Origin of the sequence: Microbispora sp. CSR-4, from assembly GCF_008033685.1 — a bacterium.
Lineage (GTDB): Bacteria > Actinomycetota > Actinomycetes > Streptosporangiales > Streptosporangiaceae > Microbispora.
In genome coordinates, this window is the sequence record NZ_VJVX01000030.1 from 59,393 (window position 1) to 80,945 (window position 21,553).

The 21,553-nt window shown below is 69.7% G+C and carries 18 protein-coding genes, 1 tRNA gene and 1 pseudogene; 12 read left to right on the plus strand and 8 right to left on the minus strand.

The features are described 5' to 3' along the window. Nucleotides 1–18: 18 nt before the first annotated feature. On the minus strand, nt 19–939 hold the full coding sequence (locus FLV34_RS22210; protein WP_187280694.1) for a LysR family transcriptional regulator: 921 nt from the start codon (nt 937–939) through the stop codon (nt 19–21). A gap of 142 nt (nt 940–1,081) precedes the next feature. On the opposite strand from FLV34_RS22210, the pseudogene FLV34_RS43415 reads away from it, so the two are divergent. After that, nucleotides 1,082–1,423 (plus strand): annotated as a pseudogene (locus FLV34_RS43415) (PAS domain-containing protein); the annotation flags it as partial. On the opposite strand, the gene FLV34_RS43420 reads toward FLV34_RS43415, so the two are convergent. Then, nucleotides 1,415–1,651, minus strand: a complete 237-nt coding sequence (locus FLV34_RS43420; protein ID WP_369074160.1) for a hypothetical protein — start codon at nt 1,649–1,651, stop codon at nt 1,415–1,417. The pseudogene FLV34_RS43415 and the gene FLV34_RS43420 overlap by 9 nt on opposite strands. Between FLV34_RS43420 and FLV34_RS40625 the strand changes: the two genes are divergently transcribed. From FLV34_RS40625 to FLV34_RS22225, 3 genes are all read left to right on the plus strand, one after another. Continuing rightward, nucleotides 1,574–1,735: a hypothetical protein gene (locus tag FLV34_RS40625; RefSeq protein ID WP_168066502.1), complete on the plus strand. Its 162-nt coding sequence runs from the start codon at nt 1,574–1,576 to the stop codon at nt 1,733–1,735. The genes FLV34_RS43420 and FLV34_RS40625 overlap by 78 nt on opposite strands. Before the next feature lie 196 nt (nt 1,736–1,931). Then, complete coding sequence (locus FLV34_RS22220; protein ID WP_142651449.1) at nt 1,932–4,103, plus strand: phosphocholine-specific phospholipase C; 2,172 nt, start codon at nt 1,932–1,934, stop codon at nt 4,101–4,103. Nucleotides 4,104–4,473: 370 nt separating this feature from the next. After that, nucleotides 4,474–5,565 carry a hypothetical protein gene (locus FLV34_RS22225; RefSeq protein ID WP_147943958.1) on the plus strand — a complete coding sequence of 364 codons (1,092 nt, stop codon included), beginning with the start codon at nt 4,474–4,476 and terminating at the stop codon, nt 5,563–5,565. Between the two features lie 592 nt (nt 5,566–6,157). Here the strand turns inward: FLV34_RS22225 and FLV34_RS22230 are convergent. Beyond that, nucleotides 6,158–6,436 carry a hypothetical protein gene (locus tag FLV34_RS22230; protein WP_142651877.1) on the minus strand — a complete coding sequence of 93 codons (279 nt, stop codon included), beginning with the start codon at nt 6,434–6,436 and terminating at the stop codon, nt 6,158–6,160. A gap of 324 nt (nt 6,437–6,760) precedes the next feature. Between FLV34_RS22230 and FLV34_RS22235 the strand changes: the two genes are divergently transcribed. From FLV34_RS22235 to FLV34_RS22245, 3 genes are all read left to right on the plus strand, one after another. Next, nucleotides 6,761–7,882, plus strand: coding sequence for a sensor histidine kinase (locus tag FLV34_RS22235; RefSeq protein WP_147943959.1), 1,122 nt, complete (start codon nt 6,761–6,763; stop codon nt 7,880–7,882). A 95-nt stretch (nt 7,883–7,977) separates the two neighbouring features. Then, nucleotides 7,978–8,256 carry a hypothetical protein gene (locus FLV34_RS22240; protein ID WP_142651879.1) on the plus strand — a complete coding sequence of 93 codons (279 nt, stop codon included), beginning with the start codon at nt 7,978–7,980 and terminating at the stop codon, nt 8,254–8,256. Nucleotides 8,257–8,326: 70 nt separating this feature from the next. Continuing rightward, nucleotides 8,327–8,986, plus strand: coding sequence for a hypothetical protein (locus FLV34_RS22245; protein WP_147943960.1), 660 nt, complete (start codon nt 8,327–8,329; stop codon nt 8,984–8,986). A gap of 73 nt (nt 8,987–9,059) precedes the next feature. Here FLV34_RS22245 and FLV34_RS22250 read toward each other — a convergent pair. After that, a tRNA-Thr gene (locus FLV34_RS22250) sits at nt 9,060–9,136 on the minus strand. Between the two features lie 447 nt (nt 9,137–9,583). Between FLV34_RS22250 and FLV34_RS22255 the strand changes: the two genes are divergently transcribed. The 3 genes from FLV34_RS22255 (at nt 9,584) to FLV34_RS22265 (ending at nt 14,936) form a co-directional block, all read left to right on the plus strand. Then, nucleotides 9,584–11,113 (plus strand): alpha/beta hydrolase, encoded by a 1,530-nt coding sequence (locus FLV34_RS22255; RefSeq protein ID WP_185949103.1) that lies wholly within the window; start codon nt 9,584–9,586, stop codon nt 11,111–11,113. Between the two features lie 189 nt (nt 11,114–11,302). Beyond that, nucleotides 11,303–12,838, plus strand: a complete 1,536-nt coding sequence (locus FLV34_RS22260) for an OmpA family protein (protein WP_147943961.1) — start codon at nt 11,303–11,305, stop codon at nt 12,836–12,838. Nucleotides 12,839–13,082: 244 nt separating this feature from the next. Next, nucleotides 13,083–14,936: a lectin gene (locus FLV34_RS22265; RefSeq protein ID WP_147943962.1), complete on the plus strand. Its 1,854-nt coding sequence runs from the start codon at nt 13,083–13,085 to the stop codon at nt 14,934–14,936. A 54-nt stretch (nt 14,937–14,990) separates the two neighbouring features. On the opposite strand, the gene FLV34_RS22270 is transcribed toward FLV34_RS22265, so the two are convergent. Then, nucleotides 14,991–17,162 carry a helicase-associated domain-containing protein gene (locus FLV34_RS22270; RefSeq protein WP_147943963.1) on the minus strand — a complete coding sequence of 724 codons (2,172 nt, stop codon included), beginning with the start codon at nt 17,160–17,162 and terminating at the stop codon, nt 14,991–14,993. Between the two features lie 69 nt (nt 17,163–17,231). Next, the gene (locus FLV34_RS22275; RefSeq protein WP_142651885.1) at nt 17,232–17,564 is read right to left on the minus strand and encodes a helix-turn-helix domain-containing protein; all 333 of its coding nucleotides are present in this window, start codon (nt 17,562–17,564) and stop codon (nt 17,232–17,234) included. A gap of 84 nt (nt 17,565–17,648) precedes the next feature. On the opposite strand from FLV34_RS22275, the gene FLV34_RS22280 reads away from it, so the two are divergent. Next, nucleotides 17,649–18,500 (plus strand): MBL fold metallo-hydrolase, encoded by an 852-nt coding sequence (locus tag FLV34_RS22280; RefSeq protein WP_147943964.1) that lies wholly within the window; start codon nt 17,649–17,651, stop codon nt 18,498–18,500. Continuing rightward, on the plus strand, nt 18,497–19,375 hold the full coding sequence (locus tag FLV34_RS22285; RefSeq protein ID WP_147943965.1) for an alpha/beta hydrolase: 879 nt from the start codon (nt 18,497–18,499) through the stop codon (nt 19,373–19,375). The genes FLV34_RS22280 and FLV34_RS22285 overlap by 4 nt, the downstream gene beginning before the upstream one ends. A gap of 17 nt (nt 19,376–19,392) precedes the next feature. On the opposite strand, the gene FLV34_RS22290 is transcribed toward FLV34_RS22285, so the two are convergent. Then, nucleotides 19,393–20,244 (minus strand): regulatory iron-sulfur-containing complex subunit RicT, encoded by an 852-nt coding sequence (locus FLV34_RS22290; protein ID WP_142651903.1) that lies wholly within the window; start codon nt 20,242–20,244, stop codon nt 19,393–19,395. Nucleotides 20,245–20,374: 130 nt separating this feature from the next. Then, the gene (locus tag FLV34_RS22295) at nt 20,375–21,547 is read right to left on the minus strand and encodes a DNA polymerase III subunit delta' (protein ID WP_142651888.1); all 1,173 of its coding nucleotides are present in this window, start codon (nt 21,545–21,547) and stop codon (nt 20,375–20,377) included. Between the last annotated feature and the right edge of the window lie 6 nt (nt 21,548–21,553).

Sequence of the window (21,553 nt, forward strand, 5' to 3'; positions counted from 1 at the left end):
CGGCGACCTCTCCCACGCTCAGGCCGCGCCGCCGTCGTCCGGTGCGGCGGGTGACTCGGGTGCCGTGAGGCGTGCGGCGAGCGCCGCCGCGGCATCGGAGAGCCCGGACCAGCGCCGGCAGCACAACAGCAGGTTGCGCTTGGCCCAGGAGTTCGTCAGGTCCACGGCCCGCAGGTCGTACGTACGCCGCCAACGGTCGATCGCACGCGCGGGAACCACGGCGATGCCGACCCCGGCCGCCACCGCGCCGCAGATCGCCTCCGTGGACGGCAGATGCGCCCGGTAGCGGGGCCGGAGCCCGAGCGGCTGGGCCTGCCCGCTCAGATGCTCCTGCAACGGGTTCCCCTCGGTGAAGCCGACGAACGGGTGGCCGAGGCACTCGCTGAACGCGACATGAGCACGCGCGGCCAGCGCGTGGCCCGGCGGTGTGATGACGACCAGCGGATCGGGACGCAGCACCGCCCGTTCCAGCCGGCCCGAGTCCACCGTGTCGGCGATGATCCCCAGCTCCGCCCGGCCGTCGGTGACGGCGGCGACGATCTCGTGACTCGGCCGCTCCTCCAGCTCCAGGTCGATGTCGGGATTGTCGGCCATGAAGTCGACTATCACCGACGACACGAGCGTTTCGGTCGCCGAAGTATTCGCCGAGATCACCAATGTGGACCGCAGGCCGTCGGAATAGCGCGACAATTCAGAACGCATCCGAGCAATCTGCTCGATGACCTGACGGGCATGGGCCACCAGCAACCACCCTGCCGGTGACGGCACGACACCACGGCGATGCCGGATCAGCAGCGGCGCCCCCAGAGCCTTCTCCATCGCCTTGATCCTCGTGCTGGCCGAAGCCAGCGACAGGTGTGACCGCTCCGCACCCCGGGTGATGCTGCCCTCATCGACCACCTGCAGGAACAGCTGAAGATCGGTCAGGTCGTACGTCATGGTCGAGACGCTACCCATCTCGGCCCCCACTCTGGAGACTTCGGGTCAGCCGAAGGCTCGCCCCAAAAAGAACTCATTGTGGACTCGGGTGCAGGCGTCAAGACTTTGTCCTGATCTGCAAATTCGCTATCCGGAGGCGTCAATGTCACCTCAGGCCGAGCCGGCCGAAGTCGCCGAGAACCGCATCGCCGCGGACTGGGATTTGGATCAGTGGGCGGACCGGATCCTCGAACAGGCCGGCGTCGGAGTCACCATTCTGGATCGCCACGGAACGGTGATGTACTACAACAAGTGGGCTTCGGAGCACCTCGACCGGAAGCCCGGATACATCGGAGACGACGTCCGGAAGCGACATCGCCGAGCGGTGACCAATCCCCGTTTCGACGCCATGCTCCGGCTCTTCGAAGAGGGCCGCGTCGAGCCGGTGCGCTACGTCGCCAGGCCGTACGGGAAAACCACGATCCTGGTCACGGTCTCACCGATCCGGGTGGACGACGAGCTGGTCGGCTTCTCGCAGATCGTCCTTCTCAAGGACGAGATACAGGAGCTCTGCGCGCGGTTCGACGAGTCGGGACGCGAATCCTTCGAGCGAGAAATGCTGCCCTGACCTCGATCTTTCGCCGGTCTGCATGCAGTGGTCGGCAAGCTCGCGGAGCACGACCAACTGGTGCTCGGCTTCCAGCCTCTCGAACGAGGCGACACCCTGCGGCATCGGACGAAGACCCTGCGCCGGTTCATTCAGAATGACCGCATGCTCGTGCACGTCGCCCTGCCTATCATCACGGCCCCTCGCTGAGTTTTACGAGCTGCTACGCGCGGCCTCGCGAGGGTGGTCCGTGGCCTGAAGGGCGGTCACTGGTCTGCTTTAGCCGCTTTCATGCCAGTACGGACGGCACCAATCGGCAATGTCGGCTTTGTCTTCTCGTCGCCTCCGGGCAAGATCTCGCGGTTAGCGTCGTGCGGCCACATTCCGCACGCGGAGGTCTGAAGCCATGCCTGAACTGTCCCGCAGAAACTTTCTCGGCACTGCCGCTGCCGTAACGGGAGCGGCCGCCGTCGGCGCCGCACTGCCCAGCGCCAGCGCCGCCGCGGCCCCCACACAGAAGCCCGGTCACCCGCCCAAGCCGTACGGCGACATCCGTGACGTCAAGCACGTCATCGTGATCATGCAGGAGAACCGCAGCTTCGACCACTATTTCGGCGCGATGAAGGGCGTGCGTGGTTTCGGCGACCGCTCGACCATCGTGCTCCCCGGCGGCAAGACCGTCTGGGAGCAGCCGAAGACGTTGACCGACGGCGCCGAGACGCAGTACCCGTGGCGGCTGAGCGGGGCCAAGACCTGGAGTGGAGCGACCCCGCCGAGCGCCGAGCTCGGCGCCGCCAACTACGGCGGCACCAGCCACGGCTGGACCGACCAGCACGGCGCCTGGTACGGCGGCCTCATGAACGGCTGGTACTACGCCAAGGGCGGCCCGACCACACTGGGCTACCTGGACCGCCGTGACCTGCCGTTCCACTACGCCCTCGCCGACGCCTACACGGTCGGCGACGCCTACCACTGCTCCGCACTCAGCGCCACCGGGCCCAACCGCACCTTCCTGTGGGGCGGAACGATCAACGCCGACAAGAAGCACGGCAGCTTCACCGCGTACGACGGCGGTGACGAGCGCGGCAAGTTCCTGCCCTGGGAGTCCTACGCCGAGACGCTCCAGAAGGCGGGCGTCAGCTGGCGGGTCTACCAGTGCGCCGACGACTACGGCGACAACGGCCTGGAGTATTTCAACACCTTCGGCAAGCTCGACCCCACTCAGGGCGGGACGGCCGAACCGGGCAACGTCTTCTACGACAACGGCGTGAAGAACGTCCCCGAGCCGGTCACCGGGCTGTCGGGCAACGCCGACAACCTCATCGCCGCGATCCGCGCCGACGTGCTGGGGGGCACCCTGCCCCAGGTGAGCTGGATCGTGAACAACCAGTTCTTCTCCGAGCACCCGGTCACGGCGCCGAGCAACGGCGCGTACTTCCTCCGCGGTGTGCTCGAGGCCCTCAACGCCGACCCCGACGTGTTCAACTCGACCGTGGTGATCATCAACTACGACGAGAACGACGGTCAGTTCGACCACGTCCCGCCGCCCGTGCCGGCGCCGGGCGAGGCGGACGAGTTCGTCTCCGGCACCATGGCCTCGTACGGCGTCACCGAGCCGCTCCCCGTCGGGCTCGGCTTCCGCGTGCCGCTCATCCTCGTCTCGCCCTGGACCCGCGGCGGCTGGGTGACCTCGGAGGTCTCCGACCACACCTCGGTCATCCAGTTCATCGAGAAGTGGTCCACCGCGCTCGGCAAGCCCGCCATCTCGCCCAACATCAGCGACTGGCGGCGCAAGGTCTGCGGCGACCTGACGTACGCCTTCGACTTCAAGAAGCCCATTTACGGCATGCCCGAACTGCCGGAGACCGGGCCGCTCATCCCCGAGACGCGATACACCCCGCTGCCGGGCGACAACATGATGCCGACCCAGGAGGAGGGCACCAAGCGGGCGCGGCCGCTGCCGTACCAGCCGAACGCCAACCTGGCCGGGTTCACCGGCGGGCCGTCCGGCACCGTGGCGAACCTGACGTTGAGCAACGAGGCCCCGTTCGTCACCAAGGCGAGCCACTTCTCCGTGTACAACAACCGCGCCGGGATCCCGTCGCTGGCGCAGTATCCGGCCGCGTTCCCGGGCCAGTACACGGTCGCCGCGCAGTCGACCATGTCCGGGACCGGCGCCGTGGGCTCCTCCGCCGGCGACACCGCGTACGACATCACCGTCATCGGCCCGAACCGGTTCCTGCGCCGGTTCGCCGGCGACGTCGCCACCGCCGGTAAGGACCTCGTCGTCGAGGCGGACTACTACGACGGCAAGTCGACGAAGAACCCGAAGCTGAAGCTCTGGCTGCGCAACAACGGCAGCACCCGCGTGACGTTCACGATCACCCACAACAACTACATCTCCGGCAAGCCGGACACCGTGAAGGTCAACGCGCACGGCAAGGAGGCGTGGACGGTCAACCCGGTGAAGGAGAGCGACGGCTGGTACGACGTGACGGTCACCGTCGACGTCGACGGAGGCTGGTCGCAGCGGTTCGTCGGCCACATCGAGACCGGTGAGGCCAGCATCACCGGCTGATCCGGCAACCACATCGACGGCAGGCCCTCCCCGCCACACCGTGGGCCGCGAGCGAATCGCGCCCCGGCCCGCGGGGAGGGCCTGCCCTTTAGGGGCGGCACGGCCGCACACCGCCCCGATGACGTCACAAGGCAACACCGCACGCCTCGAGGAGCGGCGCAAGCCCGCGGCCGGTATGCAGCCCCTAGCGCAGGTCGCCCGTCACCCCGGCCAGCTTGGAAAAGACGGGATGTTGCAGTGCTGTCGTTGCCGGCGCACTGGAGTCCGCGGACACCTGGCCCATTGGCAGCGACACCATCGGTTAGTGCTGACCGCCTCCGTTGTGGCCGGAGCCATCTCAGAGGCTTGAGCCGCCCTTGCCGGGTCCACTTTGGCCGGGTCCGCCCGGGTTGCTCTTGCCGGGTCCGCCCGGGTTGCCCTGACTGGGTCCACCCTGAGCGGGTCCACCCTGGCCGCCCTGACGGGGTCCGCCCTGGCCGCCCTGACCGGGTCCACCCTGAGCGGGTCCACCCTGGCCGCCCTGACCAGGTCCACCCTGAGCGGGTCCACCCTGGCCGCCCTGACCAGGTCCACCCTGAGCGGGTCCACCCTGGCCGGAACCGCCTGCGCCGCCTTGACCACCCTGGCCCGAACCACCCTGGCCGCCTTGGCCGCCCTGACCGGAGCCGCCGCCCCAATGGCCGGAACCACCCGCGCCGCCCTGACGAGGTCCGCCCTGGCCGCCCTGACGGGGTCCGCCCTGGCCTCCCTGACCGGAGCCGCCGCCCCAGTGGCCAGAGCCGCCGGAACCACCCTGGCCGCCCTGGCCGGGTCCACCCTGGCCGCCCTGGCCGGGTCCACCCTGGCCGCCCTGGCCGGGTCCACCCTGGCCGCCCTGACCGGGTCCGCCCTGGCCGCCCTGACCGGGTCCACCCTGAGCGGGTCCACCCTGGCCGCCCTGACCGGGTCCGCCCTGGCCGCCCTGACCGGACCCGCCGCCCCAGTGGCCGGAACCGCCCTGTCCGGAGCCGCCGCCCCAGTGGCCAGAGCCGCCGGAGCCGCCCTGGCGGGGCCGGTCCCCGCCCCAGTTGTGGTCAGAGCCGCGGCCCCAGTCCCAGCCGTGGCCATGGCCGAACCCACCCCAGTTCTGGCCGAACCCGCCCCAGCCGCGGCCGCGCCCGTCCCATCTGTGGCCGAACCCGTCCCAGCGCTGACCGATCCCGAACCCGCGACCGGGGAGGCCGTACCAGCAGCCGGGCAGGTCAAGGGTCCGGTCACAGTTCCAGCGGCCGGGCAGGGGGTACGCGCGACCGTTGAGGATGTACACCGGAGTGCGGTAGTTGCACGTGGGCATGATGTACACCCCACCGTTCATGATGTACTGGCAGCCGGGCAGGACGTACGTGCGGCCATCCAGGACGTACTCATGAACAACGCGCTCGTCGAGCCTGTAACCGGGGAGGCCGTACCAGCGGCCGGGTAGGCCGGCGATGGGCTGCTCGTACCAGTCGCCGGGCAGGGCGTACGTGCGGCCGCTCAGGATGTAGACGGGACGGGTTTGGCTGCAGGTGGGCATGACGTACACCCCGCCGTTCACGATGTACTGGCAGCCGGGCAGGACGTACGTGCGGCCGTTCAGGATGTATTTGTGATCGCGGTCCCCGCGGAAGCGACCTTGCACGGTGTGCCTCGGGGAGTAACCGTTCCTCGCGCTGAGGTGGGACCTGCTGCTGGCCGTGTGCGTGGTGGTGGTCGCCGCGCTCGAGGCAGCGTGCGTGAGGGTGCGCGCCGCGCTTGTGACCGTGTGCGTTGTGCTCACCGCGCTTGCGACCTGGGTGGCCACCGCCGCAGTGGTGATCAGTGCAGCGGCGGCGAGGACGCCACCGGCAACGAGAGCTTTCTTCATCAGGAGATGATTCCTTTCGTGAGGTTCGCGGAAGGCGCCATGCTCTCTTCCTGATGGGGTCGAGGACGCATCCCGGGAGCCGACCGGCTGAGAATGGCGCGGCGGAACGTGTAGTTCTTCGGTCGAGATGGTGCGAATCGAACTCTCGATAAGAACCCATCCGAGGAGGTCAGGAATACGAATTCTCAACAGAAAGCACGATGAGTTCGCAGATCCATGGAAGATGAATGCATGGGTTGAACAGGTCGACAGTCTGCGCCCCCGCTGCTGTCGCGATGGCGTCCGCCGTGGTACGACGGCGCGTGCCTCGCTTGAACAGACCGTCAATGCACTGTCCGCTGGTAACGGCCGGGCAACGAGCGAACTCGGTCACCCTGCGACCGAGTCCGACCATCAAGGCGCGCAAGAGCACCACGCTCCGCAGGTGCACCTGCGGCTTCCCGGCCATGGCCAACCTCTCCACGGAATAACTCGTCATCAGATTCTGCTGACAGTTCGACTGCGGGTCACACTGTAATGGGAACGGGTACGCCGGCGCCCGTAGAACTGAAAGATTTCTGTGTGCGTGTCTTAAGGCAGAGGTGCCTTGCAAGCCATCTCGCCGAAAATGCCGTACCTGGTGATTTGTAGAGGATTTCGATCTATTGTCAGAATTCAGCGGGCATGATACGTAGTGGGAGTGTTGGCAAGAGGCCCTCCCGGAGCTACCCGGAGGGCCGGCCAGGGCGAAGCGCTGGGCTCGCCGCCAACGGCCGCGCTAGCGTACGGCCCAATGAGCCGACTTTTCCGGGGCGACGTCGAAGGCGCCGCGCTGCTGCAACGGGCCTTCTGGATGTCGTTCGGACTGCTGTTCCTGACCCCGGTCGGGGTGGCGGTGGCCCATTACGAAGGGACGCGGCGCTGGCTGGGCCTGGCGGCCATGGTGGTGTTCGCGCTGATGTACTACGCGGCGGCGTTCGTACGGCGGCACTGGGACGACCCATACACGGTGCGGTCGGTGACGGTGCTGGCGACGTTCGCGCTGCTGGCGGCGGGGCTGCCACCGCTGTTCGGTCTCGACTGGCTGGGTCTGCCGATCTACCTGGCATTCGTGCTGGCGATGTCGCTGCCGCTGCGGTGGGCCGCGTACGGAGTGCTGGTGTCGACGGCCGTGATAGCCGTGGACGGGGTGCTGGTCGGCGCCCCGGCCCCGATGATCGGCGGGTTCGCGCTGGTGCTGCTGGCGTTCGGAATGTTGATGGTCGCGCTCCGGCACTCGCGGACGCTGGTGCTGCAACTGCGCGAGGCTCGCGGCGAGGTCGCCCGGCTCGCCGCCGCCGACGAGCGGTTGCGCATCGCCCGTGACCTGCACGACCTGCTCGGCCACAGCATGTCGCTCATCGTGTTGAAGAGCGAGCTGGCGCGGCGGCTGGCCGACCGGGACCTCGCCCGCGCCATCGCCGAGATCGGCGACATCGAGTCGGTGGCCCGGTCCTCGCTGACGGACGTGCGCGAGGCGATCTCCGGCTACCGGCGGCGTGACCTGAGCGAGGAGCTGGACGGCGCGCGGACGGTCCTGGCTGCGGCCGGAGTGGACACGACTGTACGGATGTCGGGAGCGCCCCTGCCGGATGCGGCCGACGGCGTGTTCGGCTGGGCGGTGCGCGAGTCGGTCACCAACCTCGTCCGCCACGCACGCGCTTCCCGCTGCGTCATCGAGGTAGGACGCGACGGCGACGACGCGGTGCTGGAGGTCCGCGACAACGGCCGGGCCAAGGGGAAGCACGTTCCGGGCAACGGCCTGAACGGCCTGTCCGAGCGCGTCGCTGCCGAGGGCGGCACGATGGAGTCCGGCCCGCTGCCGGGCGGCGGCTTCCGGGTAGCGGTCCGCGTCCCCATCGGGTCTGCCTCATGATCAGGGTCATGCCGGCGGAGAACACGGTGCGGGGCCCCGGATCCAGCGCGTACACATGCTGCGGAAGCATCTGGCGGCTGCGATAGCCTCCCGCAATGCCCTCCGCTTCAGTCGACTGGCCATCGGTCGCGGCCGCGGGTTTCCCCTTTCCCGGGGATGTGGCGGTCCGCCGCCTCGCGGACGAACTCTCGGCCATGCTCGTGTCACCGGATCCCGCGGTCCGTGACGACCACGCTTACACCGCGCTCGCCCGCTGGACCCGCGACGGGCACCTGGACGAGGTGCTCGCGGACATCGGAGACACGTCGGCCCGGCGTTTCACCCACCCGGACATCCAGGCCCGCTCCTTCGCCGCGCTGGTCCTCGCCCGCTGAACACAAGCGAACGGAACTGACACACTTCGCGCCTCGCCAGCGATCTCTCTAATAGAGATCAGGAGGCGAGATGGGCGGAACGCTGTGGATGGAAACCGTCAAGGCAGTTCCCAACCTTGCAGTTGCCCTATTAACCCTCACCCTTGGATGGTTGGTGGGCAACCGGCTCACCGCTCGATGGGACGAGCGGAAGAAGCGCCGAGAGCTGGATCTCCTGGCTCTCGGCGCTTTCTATGAGGCATACGGGCAGTTCTGTTCAATTTGGAAGTCCTGGGACGGCGCTCCTGCCAGTTTCAGAGAGGATGATCGTTTCCAAGCGGAGATGCTGAGCCGTGCTGCCGAAGCAGAGGGCAAAGTGGAGTCGCTCCTTGTGCGACTGGCCTCCGAGCACTCCCTGTCGCAGCGGGAATGCACCCTTCTTGGCTGTTTTCGACAGGCTTTCCAAAGCCTACGGAAGTCCATCCAGCGGAAGGTCCCCCTGCAGTCCCGTATCTATAAGTCCGGCACCCGAGAGATAGTGGCGCATCGGTGGACCAGTGCGGACGCTCCGCCCTACCTTGCCTTCAAGGCTCTCGCCGGCTTCACATCAGACCTCATGTCTAATAGCAGCCTATCAAGTCGTGAGCCAGAGTCCTCCTTCATCGCCTTGCGACGTATCACAAGTAACGCTCTGGAGAGGACTTGGGTGGACGAGACGTTCCAGTTGCTTAGCCCCGGAAGCCGCACTTAGCCGATCAAGTGGGCAACTGTTAGCGAGGGTGTTAGCAAGAGGCCCTCCCGGTGATCCGGGAGGGCCTCTGTAGTGGAGCCGCCTAAGGGAATCGAACCCTTGACCCCTTCATTACGAGTGAAGTGCTCTGGCCGACTGAGCTAAGGCGGCACGCCGCGAACGGCTTCGCACAGTCTACAGGGTTGGCACGGTTCTCGTGCACCCGTCGCGGCCCGGAGCGTCGCGATCTTCGAAGGCCCCCGGAGGGCCCACGGGCGCGGTCCGGGGGCGTGATCAGCGCGACGAGAGATCGGTAAAACTTCCCGAGCCACCCACTGGGCCTCCCTTTACCCGATGACCAGCGGAGACAGGGCATACCAGGCGCATCTGTCACACGAAAAGCGCCCTGTCTCGTCCGACGGCGCCCTCGGGCCACCAGACATTTGACCTCATCCCGCACGGCTCTTGCCGGGTGGTCGCCGCCCGCCCGCGGCAGGCGGCATGCTGGTGCTCGTCACGCAGGCGACAGCAGGGGAAACGACGGGTATGCGATCGGCTGGGCAGAAAGCGAAGGTCCTACCGCCTCGTACGCGGTACGGCGGTGGTCAGAGCCGGCGAATGGCGATCGCGGCGCTGGCCGCGCTGCTGCCGTTCGCGGCGTGCTCCAGCCACGCTCCGGCCGGTTCCGAACAGCCCGGCGCGGGCGCGTCGGCCCAGCCGGCGGCCGAGGCGCCCTCGGCCGATCTGCAGCCGTTCTACGCGCAGCGGCCCGCATGGAAGGCGTGCGGCGACGGCTTCCAGTGCGCCAAGATCCAGGTGCCCCTCGACTACTCGAAGCCCACGGGCGAGCGCATCGACCTCAGCGTGATCCGGCTGCCGGCGACCGGCAAGCGCGTCGGCTCCCTGCTCATCAACCCCGGCGGGCCCGGAGGCTCCGGCATCGACTACGCGCGGGCGGCCCGATCCGTGGTCAGCGACAAGGTGCGCGCCCAGTTCGACGTCGTCGGGTTCGACCCGCGCGGCGTGGGCCAGTCGACCCCGGTCACGTGCATGACGGCCTCCCAGCTCGACGCGTACATCGGGATGGACTCCAGCCCGGACACGCCGGCGGAGGTCACGGCGCTCGACAGGGAGTCGAAGCTGTTCGCCGACAACTGCGGAGCCAAGTCGGCCCGGCTGCTCCCCCACGTCGGCACGGCCGACGCGGCCAGGGACATGGACGTCCTGCGCGGCGTCCTCGGCGACCGTGGTCTCACCTATCTCGGCAAGTCGTACGGCACCTATCTGGGCGCGATGTACGCCGACCTGTTCCCCAAGCACGTGCGGGCACTCGTGCTCGACGGCGCGGTGGACCCGGCCGTGCCGTCGCTGAAGTCCAACGAGGTGCAGGCGAAGGGCTTCGAGGTGGCGCTGAAGGCCTTCGTCGAAGACTGCTTCCTCGACAAGTCGTGCCCCTTCAAGAGCCGTACGGTGGACGGCGCGATGCAGGAGATCAGCGACCTGCTGTCGCGGGCCGACCGGCAGCCGCTGAAGAACGACCTGGGCGACGGCCGGCAGATCAACGAGGCGTGGGCGGTCATCGGCATCGCCACTCCGCTGTACGAGCGGGCGGCCTGGCCCCGGCTGCGGGAGGCCCTGGCCAAGGCGATGAACCAGGGCGACGGCACGGAGCTGCTCCAGATGGCCGACCTGCTGGTCGACCGGCGGGCCGACGGCAGCTACTCGAACCAGACCGAGGCCAACATGGCCATCAACTGCGTCGACCACCCGTTCCCCAAGTCGCTGGCCGCCTACCGGAAGGCCGCGGGCCAGGCCGCCAAGGCGGCGCCGCACTTCGGGCCGTTCGTGATGTGGGGTTCGCTGCCCTGCGCCTACTGGCCGGTGAAGTCGGTCGGCACCGACAAGCCGCTCAAGGCCGCCGGCGCGCCGCCCATCCTCGTCGTCGGCACCCTGCGCGACCCCGCGACGCCGTACGAGTGGGCGCAGGGGCTCGCCTCGGAGCTGACCTCGGGCGTGCTGCTCGGGTATGACGGCGACGGGCACACGGCCTACCGCAGCGGCTCGGCGTGCGTGGACAGCGCGGTCGACGACTACCTGCTCGCCCTGCGCACGCCCAAGAGCGGCACGATCTGCCCGAAGACGGGCTGAGACCGGAGACCGACGTAGCGGACGGGCCTTTTCCCGGCAAACCATCCGTCCATATCCCTACAATTCCGGCACATGGCTTACCGGTGGCGATCACGCGATCTGACTGTGCCTGTGACCATGGCCGCGGCCTTGGCCGTGTCCGGATGCGGGGTGCTGGGCATGCCCCGTGGGCCGGAAGCCGCCTCACCGATGCCACCTCGGCCGTCCGCCACGTCAGCTCAGAAGCCCACGTCGGCCGAGAAGCCCACGTCGGCCGAGGAGCCCACCGGGGCGTCTCTGGCCAAGGAGGGGTGGTCCGGTCCCACCGGCCCCCTCCACGCGCGGGTGGAGATGCGCGAGGTGGAACGGCTGGCCGACCGGTCCGTCCTCCATTTCACGGTCACCTCGCTGGAGGACGAGCCACGCCACACCGGCAACGCGTTCGGGACGGCGGCCGGTGACTTCGGCAGCTACCGCATCCCGCTCGTCGACCCGGTCGGTGGCAAGGTCTATCACCCGCTGACCGACCAAATCGGAACGCTGGGCAGCAAACCGGGATATTACGAGCCCGGCGTGCGCTACGAGACCGTCGTCTACTACCCGCCGCTCCCGGCCGGCGTCCGTACGGTCACCGCGATCACTGCGGGCACGGCCGGGGAGTTCACCGGCGTGCCCGTGGTGGACGGCACCGGTTCCGGCAGCGCCATGTCGCCTACGACCGCCCCCGGCAGCACGCCGCAGCCCGGCACCACCGTGTCGTGGCCGGTGCGGGAACCCACCGGAGAGGTCACCAGCAGCGTCCAGGACCTGTACGGCATCACCGAGAGCCCGGAGAAGACGACCGACGCGAGCGGCGGCGACGAGACCGTGGGCCTGCGCACCGACGTGCTGTTCGCCTTCGACTCCGACCGGCTCACGGCACGGGCCAAAGCCGTGCTCGACGACGTCGCGAAGGAGACCCGGGAGAAGGCCGATCCTGACCGGCCTCCCATCCTCATCGAGGGCCACACCGACGGCAAGGGCACCCACGCGTACAACATGGCCCTGTCCCTGCGGCGCGCGGAAGCCGTACGCAAGGAACTGCAGGCGCGCCTCGGCGGGGCGTACCGATACCGCGCGACGGGCAGGGGCGAGACCGAGCCCGTCGCCCGCGAGGGAGGGGCGGACGACGAGGATGCGCGGGCCAGGAACCGGCGGGTGGAGATCTCCTACCGCATCAAGCAGCCGACCGGCGGCTCCACGGCCTCGGAAACCGAGGAGACCCGTGCCGACGAGCCCACCACGGGCGGGGGACGACCGGCGCCGTTCCACGCGGACGACGGCGAGACCGTGGCCGGCCGGACCACCACCCAGAAGCCGACCGGGCAGCGTCTCCGCATCGACGCGAAGCCCTTCTATCGCGACGGCGCCTACCTCGTCGCGGTGTTCGACATCGTCAACCTCGGGCCGCGCGCCCTCGGCGCGGGGACCGGATATGGCGGGGACATCGCCTACATCGGCGGCTGGTACACCGGCTTCTCCGTCGTCGATCCCGCCTCGCACACCGTCTATCGCGCCGTACGGATGGGGCCTGACGACCCGCACGGCCCCGACGACTACGTGGACCCGGGCTGGGCGACGTTCAATGTCGAACCGGGCACGGGCAACCGCGGCTTCTTCTACGTGCCGGCGCCCCCTCCAGGCGTCACGAGCGTGACCTTCGACGCCGGCCCCTTCGGCAGGTTCGACAACATCCCCGTACGTTAACCCCGTACGTTAACCCGGACAAAGGTGAAAGTTTCACGACCGGCAGTTTCGTGATCGACACTCCGATGCCTGCTCGGCCCAGGTGATCAGGCCGCTGCCCGCTCGGCCGAGCAGGCCCGGCACCTTGACCATCCCTCGCGCATGGGGTCTACTCCGCCGCATGACACGGTCTCCCGCCGTGAAATGTTAGCGCTCACATTAACGTAACCCGCTCGGCGAGCGACCACCACTTCAGGAGGCGCATGTGAGATCCGCTTTATCGCCATACAGGCGCACGGTCGCCTGGATCGTGAGCCTGCTGTGCGTGCTGGTGCTGCTCCCGGCCGGCGCGGCCAGGGCGGACAACCCGATCGTGCAGACGATCTACACCGCCGACCCGGCGCCGCTGGTCTACAACGGCCGGGTCTACCTCTACACCGGGCACGACGAGGACGGCTCGACGTACTTCACCATGAAGGACTGGCGGGTCTGGTCCTCGACCGACATGGTCAACTGGACCGATCACGGCTCTCCGCTGAGCGTGTCCACCTTCAGCTGGGCCAAATCGGACGCCTGGGCCGGGCAGGCCGTCTATCGCAACGGCAAGTTCTACTGGTACGTCCCCACGACCAACCGGTCCACCGGCAGGATGGCCATCGGCGTGGCCGTATCCAACAGCCCCACCGGGCCCTTCAGCGACGCCCTGGGCCGCCCCCTGGTCGAGAACGGCGAGATCGACCCAACGGTCTACATCGACGACGACGGACAGGCCTACCTCTACTGGGGCAACCCCAACCTGTGGTACGTCAAGCTCAACAGCGACATGACCTCCTATTCGGGCAGCCCGACGAAGGTCAACCTCACCACCTCCGGGTTCGGCACCCGCACCGGGGACGCCAACCGGCCGACGCTGTTCGAGGAAGGCCCCTGGTTCTACAAGCGGGGCGGCCTCTACTATATGGTGTTCGCGGCCAAGTGCTGCTCGGAGTTCATCGCCTACTCCACCGCCCCCGGTCCGACCGGCCCGTGGACCTACCGCGGCACGATCATGCCGACCCAGGGCAGCAGCTTCACCAATCACCCCGGGATCATCGACTATCAGGGCAATTCGTACTTCTTCTATCACAACGGCGCACTGCCGGGCGGTGGCGGCTTCACCCGCTCGGTCGCGGTGGAGAAGTTCACCTACAACGCCGACGGCACGATCCCGACGATCAACATGACCACGACCGGCGCGCCGCAGGTGGGCACGTTGAACCCGTACGTCCGCCAGGAGGCCGAGACCATCGCCTGGGAATCCGGCGTGGAGACCGAGCCCTCCACCGAAGGCGGCATGAACATCGGCTTCATCGAAAACGGCGACTACATCAAGGTCAAGGGCGTCGCCTTCGGCAACGGCGCGACGTCGTTCACCGCGAGGGTGGCTTCCGGCGCCAGCGGAGGAAACATCGAGGTGCGCCGCGACAGCGCCACCGGCACCCTCATGGGCACCTGCGCGGTCCCGGCCACCGGCGGCTGGCAGGCCTGGACGACCGTCTCCTGCCCCGTCACCGGCGCGACCGGCACCCACGACCTCTACCTCAGGTTCACCGGCGGCAGCGGCTATCTGTTCAACGTCAACTGGTGGCAGTTCAGCGGCGACGGCGGGCCACCCGCCAGCCCTTCGCCGTCCCCCTCCGCACCCGCGTCGCCGTCCGCGTCGCCGTCCGCGTCGCCGACGGGCACCCCGCAGACGACGAGCGCGATCCGGGGCACGGGCTCGGGCCGGTGCCTGGACGTCACCGAGATGTCGCAGGCCAACGGGGCGCAGGTGCAGATCTGGGACTGCAACGGGCAGTCCAACCAGCAGTGGACCTCCACCAGCGCCGGTGAGCTGCGCGTCTACGGCAACAAGTGCCTCGACGTCAACGGCGCGGGCACCGCGGACGGCACCAGCGTGATCATCTGGGACTGCAACGGCCAGAACAACCAGAAGTGGCGCTTCAACTCCGACGGCAGCATCACCGCCGTCGGCGCGAACAAGTGCCTCGACGTGTCGAACTACGGCACCGCCAACGGCAGCAAGGTGCACATCTGGACCTGCCACGGCGGAAGCAACCAGAAGTGGACCCGCACCTGATTCCGTAGAGCTCGGGGACGGCGCTTCGACGCGCCGTCCCCGGCCTGCCGCACGTCACGCGCGCCGGCGGGCGGCCCTCTCGACGATCGCCGCCCCGGTCTCGGACTCCAGCGCCGGGGTGTAGCCCGCGGCGCGCAACCGGGCCAGGGTCTCCTCCTCGCCCCGCGCGCTGATCAGCACCGTCGGGGCGATCTTGCGCAGGCCCAGCGTACGCAGCGCCGCGGAGCGGGCGAGCTCCTCGACGAGCGCTTCGTCGTCGGAACGCAGGCAGCACCCGGAGCGCACCACCCGGACACGCCCGTGCGTACGGGCGGTGTCCTTGATCAGATATTTCAGCGGCTGCGGCAGGGGCGCCTCGGCCACCTCGGCGAGCCGCGCGAGCAGGGCGTCGGCCTCGTGCCCGCGGTCGAAGGCCCGGCGTACGGTCGAGCCGGAGAAGCGCCAGACCACGGCGTGCCCCTCCGACTCGCGGTCGGCGACGTCGTCGAGCAGCTCGGCGAGCTCCGGGCCGGGCATCCCGCGCACCACGGCCGTCAGGTCGGCCTGGAAGAAGGCGGTGGCCTGCGCGGGCGGGAGCATGGCCGTCAGGGCGGCGGTCAGCGCGGGCTCCGGCGACGTCCACGCCGCACCGCTGAGCAGCAGATCGCGTACGGCACGGCCGACGCCGGTGAGGGCGCCCCCGGCGACCACGCCGAGCAGCTCGGCCTCGCGCAGCACGGCGCTTACCAGGTCGTCGTCCGCCCCCGACTCCGCGAAGTGGAGCGGGCGATGCCAGGCCGCCCGTTCCGTCACGTACGGCAGGCCGTCGGCGGAGACGCCCTTGCCCGGGGGAAGCGCGGCGAGCGCGTCGAGGACGGCGCTCCTGATCCCGACCGCGTACGGATCGTCGGGCTCGATGATGGCGACCGGCGTCCCGGCCTCCTCGGGCCAGAACGTGTAGACGGCGGGGATGGTCGCCCAGGTGGCGATGATCGGTGTCAGCCGCTCGGCGGGAGACCGCTGCAGCCAGTCGTCGTACTCCGGCTTCGGTAGCAGGCTCACGACCGGATCCGGCAGCTTGCCGCGATGGCCCTTCGGCCGCTGCACCGGCTCGGCGTGCAGGCCGAGCAGCCCGGCCTGCATCGCCAGATCGAGCCAGAGCCGGGCGACGTCCTCGGCCACACCGGCCGCCTTGGCGATCCGCCTGGTGTCGCGGACCGCCAGGCCGCCGGCCTTGCGCAGGGCGGGAGGCTGGCCGGCGCACGCGGCGAGCACCCGCTCGATCTGGGACAGCGCGGCCGTGGCGGCCGCCTGGGCGGAACCATCGGCGCCGACGGCGTCGGGAAGGCCGGACGGAGGCCGCGGCGGCTCCGGCGTGAACGGCACACGCAACTCGCCGAGAACGGCCACGGCGACCTCGATCGGCACCTCCGCCGTGTCGTCCAGCCCGGCGGGCAGGAGGAGGCCGCGCGCGGCCAGCCAGTCGGTGTCCGGGTCGCCGGAGCCTCCCGGCCGGAAGGCGTACTTCAGCACCTGGTGATAACCGAAGACGCCGCGCGCCTGATAGGCGTGGGTGAGCACCCGCGATCCGCTCCCGATGATCTCCAGCAGCCACTGCCGGGCGCTCGCGGGGGCCTGCGCGAGCAGGGCCCGCACCCGCTCCTGGTCGGTGAGCAGGTCGAGCACGTTGCGCTCCGCGTCCTCCCGCGTCCTGGCCTTCGGGAATCCCAGGGCCTCGGCGATCGCGTGGACCTCCGGAGCGTTGAAGTGAAGCCCGATGAGCTCCGCCGCCGGGCGGCCCAGCCCCGCCGTCTCGGCGAGGTGCGCGTGGACGCCCGTGGACACGATCACATGGTCGGCGTGCGGTGGAAGCACCAACGCCATGTCGGCGAGCGCGTCCAAAGTGGCGGCCGCGTGGTCCCGCAGGGCGGGATCGTCTCCGGCTAACAGGTCGAGCACGTCGGCGCGGGGCACGGCCCTCGTCACCGGGTCCCCGTCATGCCAGAGGTCGAGCAGCGGCCCGTGGCGCTGCGCCGCCAGCCACGCGACGGCCGACAGGGCCTGATGCTGGGGACGGGTGCAGAACCGCGCGAGCGCGAGCGCCGCACGCGGCTGCAGCAGCAGCCGGGCGAGGTCCTGCGGAGTCACGTCGTCGTCTGTGGTGAACCCGACCCGGGCGAGGATCAGCCTCCGGTCCTCTGGCGACTTCGTCTTCAGCCATGACGCCAGGCGCTGCTGAGTGCTCATCACCGCAGCGTATTACGCCGCGTACGGCGGCCGGGCCGGTCTCAGCGGTCCATATATGGATGGCGGCGGCTATCCGCGGGCGTGCTCCAGTGCCCAGGCGCAGATGGCGCCCAGCGGTTCGCGCAGCGTACGCCCCAGGTCGGTCAGCGCGTACTCCACATGCTGGGGCGCCGTGTCCTTGATGACCCGCCGTTCGACCATGCCGTCCTTCTCCAGGCCGCGCAGCGTCTCGGTCAGCACCTTCTGCGTGATGCCGGGCAGCCGCCGGCGCAGCCGGCTGTGCCTCTGGGGACCGGCCAGCAGGGCGTAGATCACCAGCACCCGCCACTTCGCCGCGAACCGCTCAAGGGCCTGCCGCGTGGCGCAGCTCTCCTCCAGCGTGTCGGGAATCACGGGATCCATGCGGCCCTCCTCCGTACGCCTGACTGATGGGCACCACAAAGTGCCTTCTGGCCCGAAGAATCCGGCACGCCTAGCTTCTCAAGCATGAGCGATCTCGTCATCCACACCTACACGGCGGCGGAGCCGGGCCTGTTCGCCAACAGCTATCTGCTGGAGACGGCCGAGGGGGTGGTCCTCGTGGACGGCAACCTGCTCGTCTCCGACGCCCGGGCACTCGCGGCGCGCCTGGCCGCGCTCCGCAAGCCGCTGCTCGGAGCGTTCGTCACCCACGCACACCCCGACCACTTCAACGGCCTGCCGTACGTGGTGGACGAGGACGTGCCGGTGCACGCCTCGGTCGCGGTGGCGGAGACGATCGAGCGGATCGCCGTGCCCAAGCGGGAGCAGTGGCAGCCGGTGTACGGCGACGAGTGGCCCGACCGATATCGGGTGCCCGACCACCTGCTGAAGGACGGGGACATCATCGAGGTCGCCGGCCTGCGGGTCCAGGTGCGTGACCTTGGGCCGGCGGAGAGCCATGCCGACTCCTATGTCCTGGTGGAGGCGGGCGGCGAACGGGTGGCCTTCACGGGCGACCTGGCGTTCGGCGGGACGCACCCCTACACCGCGGACGGACACTCCACGGCCTGGCTGCACGTCCTCGACCGCGTCATCGACGAGTTGGACGGCCTGGTCCTCTACCCGGGCCACGGCTCCCCGAGCGACACCGGCATGTTCCTCCGGCAACGGCGATACCTGCTGCTCTACCGGGAGGTCGTACGGCGGCTCGCCGGGGACGGCACCCCGCTGACGGATCGGCAGAAGCAGGAGCTGACCACGGTGATGACGGGCTTCCTGCCGGACGCGCCCCTGGAGTGGCTCATCGGCCTGGGCGCCGACGCGGTGGCCGCCGAACTGTCCACCCTGGCCACCACGTCTGGGGAGGCCGGACGATGACGACCACGGTGCGGACCGAGCGGGTCGCCTTCTCGGCGGCCGGTGTCGAGCTCGTCGGAGAGCTCAGGGTGCCCGAACGGCGCGAACCCTCGCCCGCCGTCGCCCTCACCGGGCCCTTCACCGGAGTGAAGGAACAGGTCACGGGCATGTACGCGGAGCGGCTCGCCCGGGCGGGCCTGGTCACCCTGGCCTTCGACCCTCGGGGGTTCGGCGAGAGCGGAGGGCGCCGAGGGCACGAGGACAGCGCGGGCAAGCTCGCCGACCTGCGCGCCGCGGTGAGCCTGCTCGCCCGCCGGGCCGAGGTCGCCCCGGACCGGATCGGCCTCGTCGGGGTGTGCCTCGGCGGCGGGTACGCGGTGCGGGCGGCCGCCACCGACCCACGGGTGAAGGCGGTCGCCGGAATCGCCGGCGCCTACAACAGCCCGGCCTGGTTCGCCGAGCAGATGGGCGCCGACGCCTACCGGACCGCGCTCGCGCGTTTCCTCGACCGCTACGACGAGTATCTGCCCGCGGTGGCGCCCGGCGGCGGTGAGGCCGCGATGCCCGGTGACGAGCCGTACGCCTACTACGGCACCTCCCGCTCCGCCTCACCGCATTGGGACAACCGGGTGACCTGGGGGTCGCTCCATTCGCTGATGACGTTCGACGCACTCGGCGCGGCGCCACTGCTCGCCGCCACGCCGCTGCTCGTCGTCCACGGACGGGTCGACGCGTACTGCGCGCCCGAGCTGGCGGAGACCCTCATCCAGCGCAGCCCGGGAAAGAAGGAGACGCTCTGGCTCGACTGCCGCGAGCACATCGACCTGTACGACGTGGAGCCGCATGTCACGCGCGCCGCCGAGGCGACGGCGGACTTCCTGCATCGGCACCTGTGACAGCGAGGCCCGCCGCGTCAGGCGCTCGGGTCGCTCTCGGCCACCACCTCGGCGTCGCCGTACATCGCGTCATGCTGCTTGCGCGGGGCGCAGACGCTGGCCTTGGAGCAGGCGCAGCGGCGGCCGCCCTCGTTGAGGCGGACGATGACGGAGTCGGACGGCACGTTGTGGCCCACCACGGTGCCGGGGCCCTGCGGGGTGTCCACCGCGAGGCCGGTGCGCGGCGCCGACGCCCGGAACTCCTGATAGAGCGGGTGCTCGTACTTCAGGCAGCACATCAGCCGGCCGCAGGCGCCCGCGATCCTGAGCGGGTTGACCGGGAGGTCCTGGTCTTTGGCCATCCGCACCGAGACCGGCTCGAAGTCCTTGAGGAACGTCGCGCAGCACAGGTCGCGCCCGCAGGGGCCGATGCCGCCCTGCAGCCTGGCCTCGTCACGGGGGCCGATCTGGCGCAGCTCCACCCGGGCACGCAGGTTGCGGGCCAGGTCGCGCACGAGCGCCCGGAAGTCGACCCGGTGAGGCGCGGAGAAATACACGGTGTAGACGTTGTCGGCGTCCAGGTAGTCGACGCCGACAACCTTCATCGGCAGCTCGTGCCGTTTGATGAGGCGCTTGGACACGCTGCGTGCCTCCGCCCTGCGGCGGCGGTTGGTCTCGTCACGGGTCAGGTGCTCCTCGGCCGCGATGCCCTGGCAGACGGGCAGACCCTCGACGTCCTCGCTCACGTATTGCGGCGCCCACACGCACTCGGCGACCTCGGGCCCGGAGTCGGTCGGCACGAGGACCTTGTCGCCGACCTTGGGCGAGTGGCCGCCCGGATCGAGGTAGTAGAGCCGTCCGTAACGGGTGAAGCTCACGGCCATCATCATGCCCAAGCGCCGGCCCTCCTCGATCCGTACGGCTAACGCGTCCGAACCCACCATACGTGCCGTACGGCACCGGCAATCATCGCCTGTGGACAACCACAGCCGGACCGGGAGCCCCGGGTCGCCCGCGCACCTACGCGGGCGAGCGGAGCGCGAGGGTCATGGCCTCGACCGCGATCTGCGGGTTCACGTTGGCCGCCAGCCGCTCCCGGCACTTCATGATCGCGTCCGTACGGCGGAGCGTCTGCTCGGGGGTGGACGCCCGTGCGACGGCCTCCACCTCGTGCCTGCGGTCCTCGTTGGCCAGCTCGACGGAGGCCCCGAACTGCACAGCCAGCACGTCACGGTAGAACGCCACGAGTTCGAGCAGCGCGAGGTCGAGGGAGTCGCGCTTGATGCGGGTCGCCCGCGATTTCTGCATGGTCTCGAGCTCCTTGAGCGCGCCCGCGCCGCCCCGCACGAGGCCCTTGTTGAGCCCCTTACCGGACGAGCCCTCGCCGTAGACCTTGCGCAGCTCGGCCGTCTCGACCTCGTTCAGCGCGGTCGTGGCCGCGTCGGCGTCCTCGGTGGAGGTCTTCACCAGCCGCTCGGCGGCGGTGATGCACTCCGCCACCCCGGTCAGCGACCGGGGGATCGACAGCACGTCGTCGCGCCGGCGTCGGACCTCCTCGTCCAGCGCGAGCCGCCGCGCCCGGCCGATGTCGCCCTGGGCCGCCCGCGCGGCGTCGAGCGCCACGTCGTGGGGCACCCCGTCGCGGGTCACCAGGACGTTCGCGACCGCCTCGGTGGAGGGCGTGCCCAGCGTCACGACTCGGCAGCGCGAGCGGATCGTGATGATCATGTCGTCCGGTGAGGGCGCGCACAGCAGCCACACGGTCCGCGGCGGTGGTTCCTCGATGGCCTTGAGCAGCGCGTTGGCCGCCGCCTCCGTCACCCGGTCGGCGTCATCGAACAGCACGATCCGCCAGCGGCCGAGCGTGGGCGCCCCCGCCGCCTTGAGCACGAGCTCGCGGGTCTGCCGCACGCTGTACGACAGGCCCTCGGGCCGGACGAACGTGACGTCCGGGTGCGAGCCGACCTCGACCTGATGGCAGTCGTCACAGTGGCCGCAGCCCTGGTCGGGGCAGAGCAGCGAGGCCGCGAACGCCGTGGCGGCCGCGGACCGCAGGGCCGGCCCGGTGAACAGCCAGGCGTGCGTCATGCCCGCGCCGCGGCCTCCGGCGATGACGTCGGCGGCGGCCGACGCGGCCCGACGCATCACGTCGATCGCCCGGTCCTGCCCGATCAGGTCCCCGAAGACGGTCATGCGCGG

What these genes read in the sequence shown, in the direction of transcription:
- FLV34_RS22280 (WP_147943964.1), top strand. Translation starts at nt 17,649, where the DNA reads ATGAGCGATCTCGTCATCCACACCTACACGGCGGCGGAGCCGGGCCTG.
- FLV34_RS22235 (WP_147943959.1), top strand. Translation starts at nt 6,761, where the DNA reads ATGAGCCGACTTTTCCGGGGCGACGTCGAAGGCGCCGCGCTGCTGCAA.
- FLV34_RS22290 (WP_142651903.1), bottom strand. Translation starts at nt 20,244, where the DNA reads ATGATGATGGCCGTGAGCTTCACCCGTTACGGACGGCTCTACTACCTC.
- FLV34_RS22220 (WP_142651449.1), top strand. Translation starts at nt 1,932, where the DNA reads ATGCCTGAACTGTCCCGCAGAAACTTTCTCGGCACTGCCGCTGCCGTA.
- FLV34_RS22295 (WP_142651888.1), bottom strand. Translation starts at nt 21,547, where the DNA reads ATGACCGTCTTCGGGGACCTGATCGGGCAGGACCGGGCGATCGACGTG.
- FLV34_RS22245 (WP_147943960.1), top strand. Translation starts at nt 8,327, where the DNA reads ATGGGCGGAACGCTGTGGATGGAAACCGTCAAGGCAGTTCCCAACCTT.
- FLV34_RS22255 (WP_185949103.1), top strand. Translation starts at nt 9,584, where the DNA reads ATGGCGATCGCGGCGCTGGCCGCGCTGCTGCCGTTCGCGGCGTGCTCC.
- FLV34_RS22230 (WP_142651877.1), bottom strand. Translation starts at nt 6,436, where the DNA reads ATGGCCGGGAAGCCGCAGGTGCACCTGCGGAGCGTGGTGCTCTTGCGC.
- FLV34_RS43420 (WP_369074160.1), bottom strand. Translation starts at nt 1,651, where the DNA reads ATGCCGCAGGGTGTCGCCTCGTTCGAGAGGCTGGAAGCCGAGCACCAG.
- FLV34_RS22210 (WP_187280694.1), bottom strand. Translation starts at nt 939, where the DNA reads ATGACGTACGACCTGACCGATCTTCAGCTGTTCCTGCAGGTGGTCGAT.
- FLV34_RS22270 (WP_147943963.1), bottom strand. Translation starts at nt 17,162, where the DNA reads ATGAGCACTCAGCAGCGCCTGGCGTCATGGCTGAAGACGAAGTCGCCA.
- FLV34_RS22275 (WP_142651885.1), bottom strand. Translation starts at nt 17,564, where the DNA reads ATGGATCCCGTGATTCCCGACACGCTGGAGGAGAGCTGCGCCACGCGG.
- FLV34_RS22285 (WP_147943965.1), top strand. Translation starts at nt 18,497, where the DNA reads ATGACGACCACGGTGCGGACCGAGCGGGTCGCCTTCTCGGCGGCCGGT.
- FLV34_RS22240 (WP_142651879.1), top strand. Translation starts at nt 7,978, where the DNA reads ATGCCCTCCGCTTCAGTCGACTGGCCATCGGTCGCGGCCGCGGGTTTC.
- FLV34_RS22260 (WP_147943961.1), top strand. Translation starts at nt 11,303, where the DNA reads ATGCCACCTCGGCCGTCCGCCACGTCAGCTCAGAAGCCCACGTCGGCC.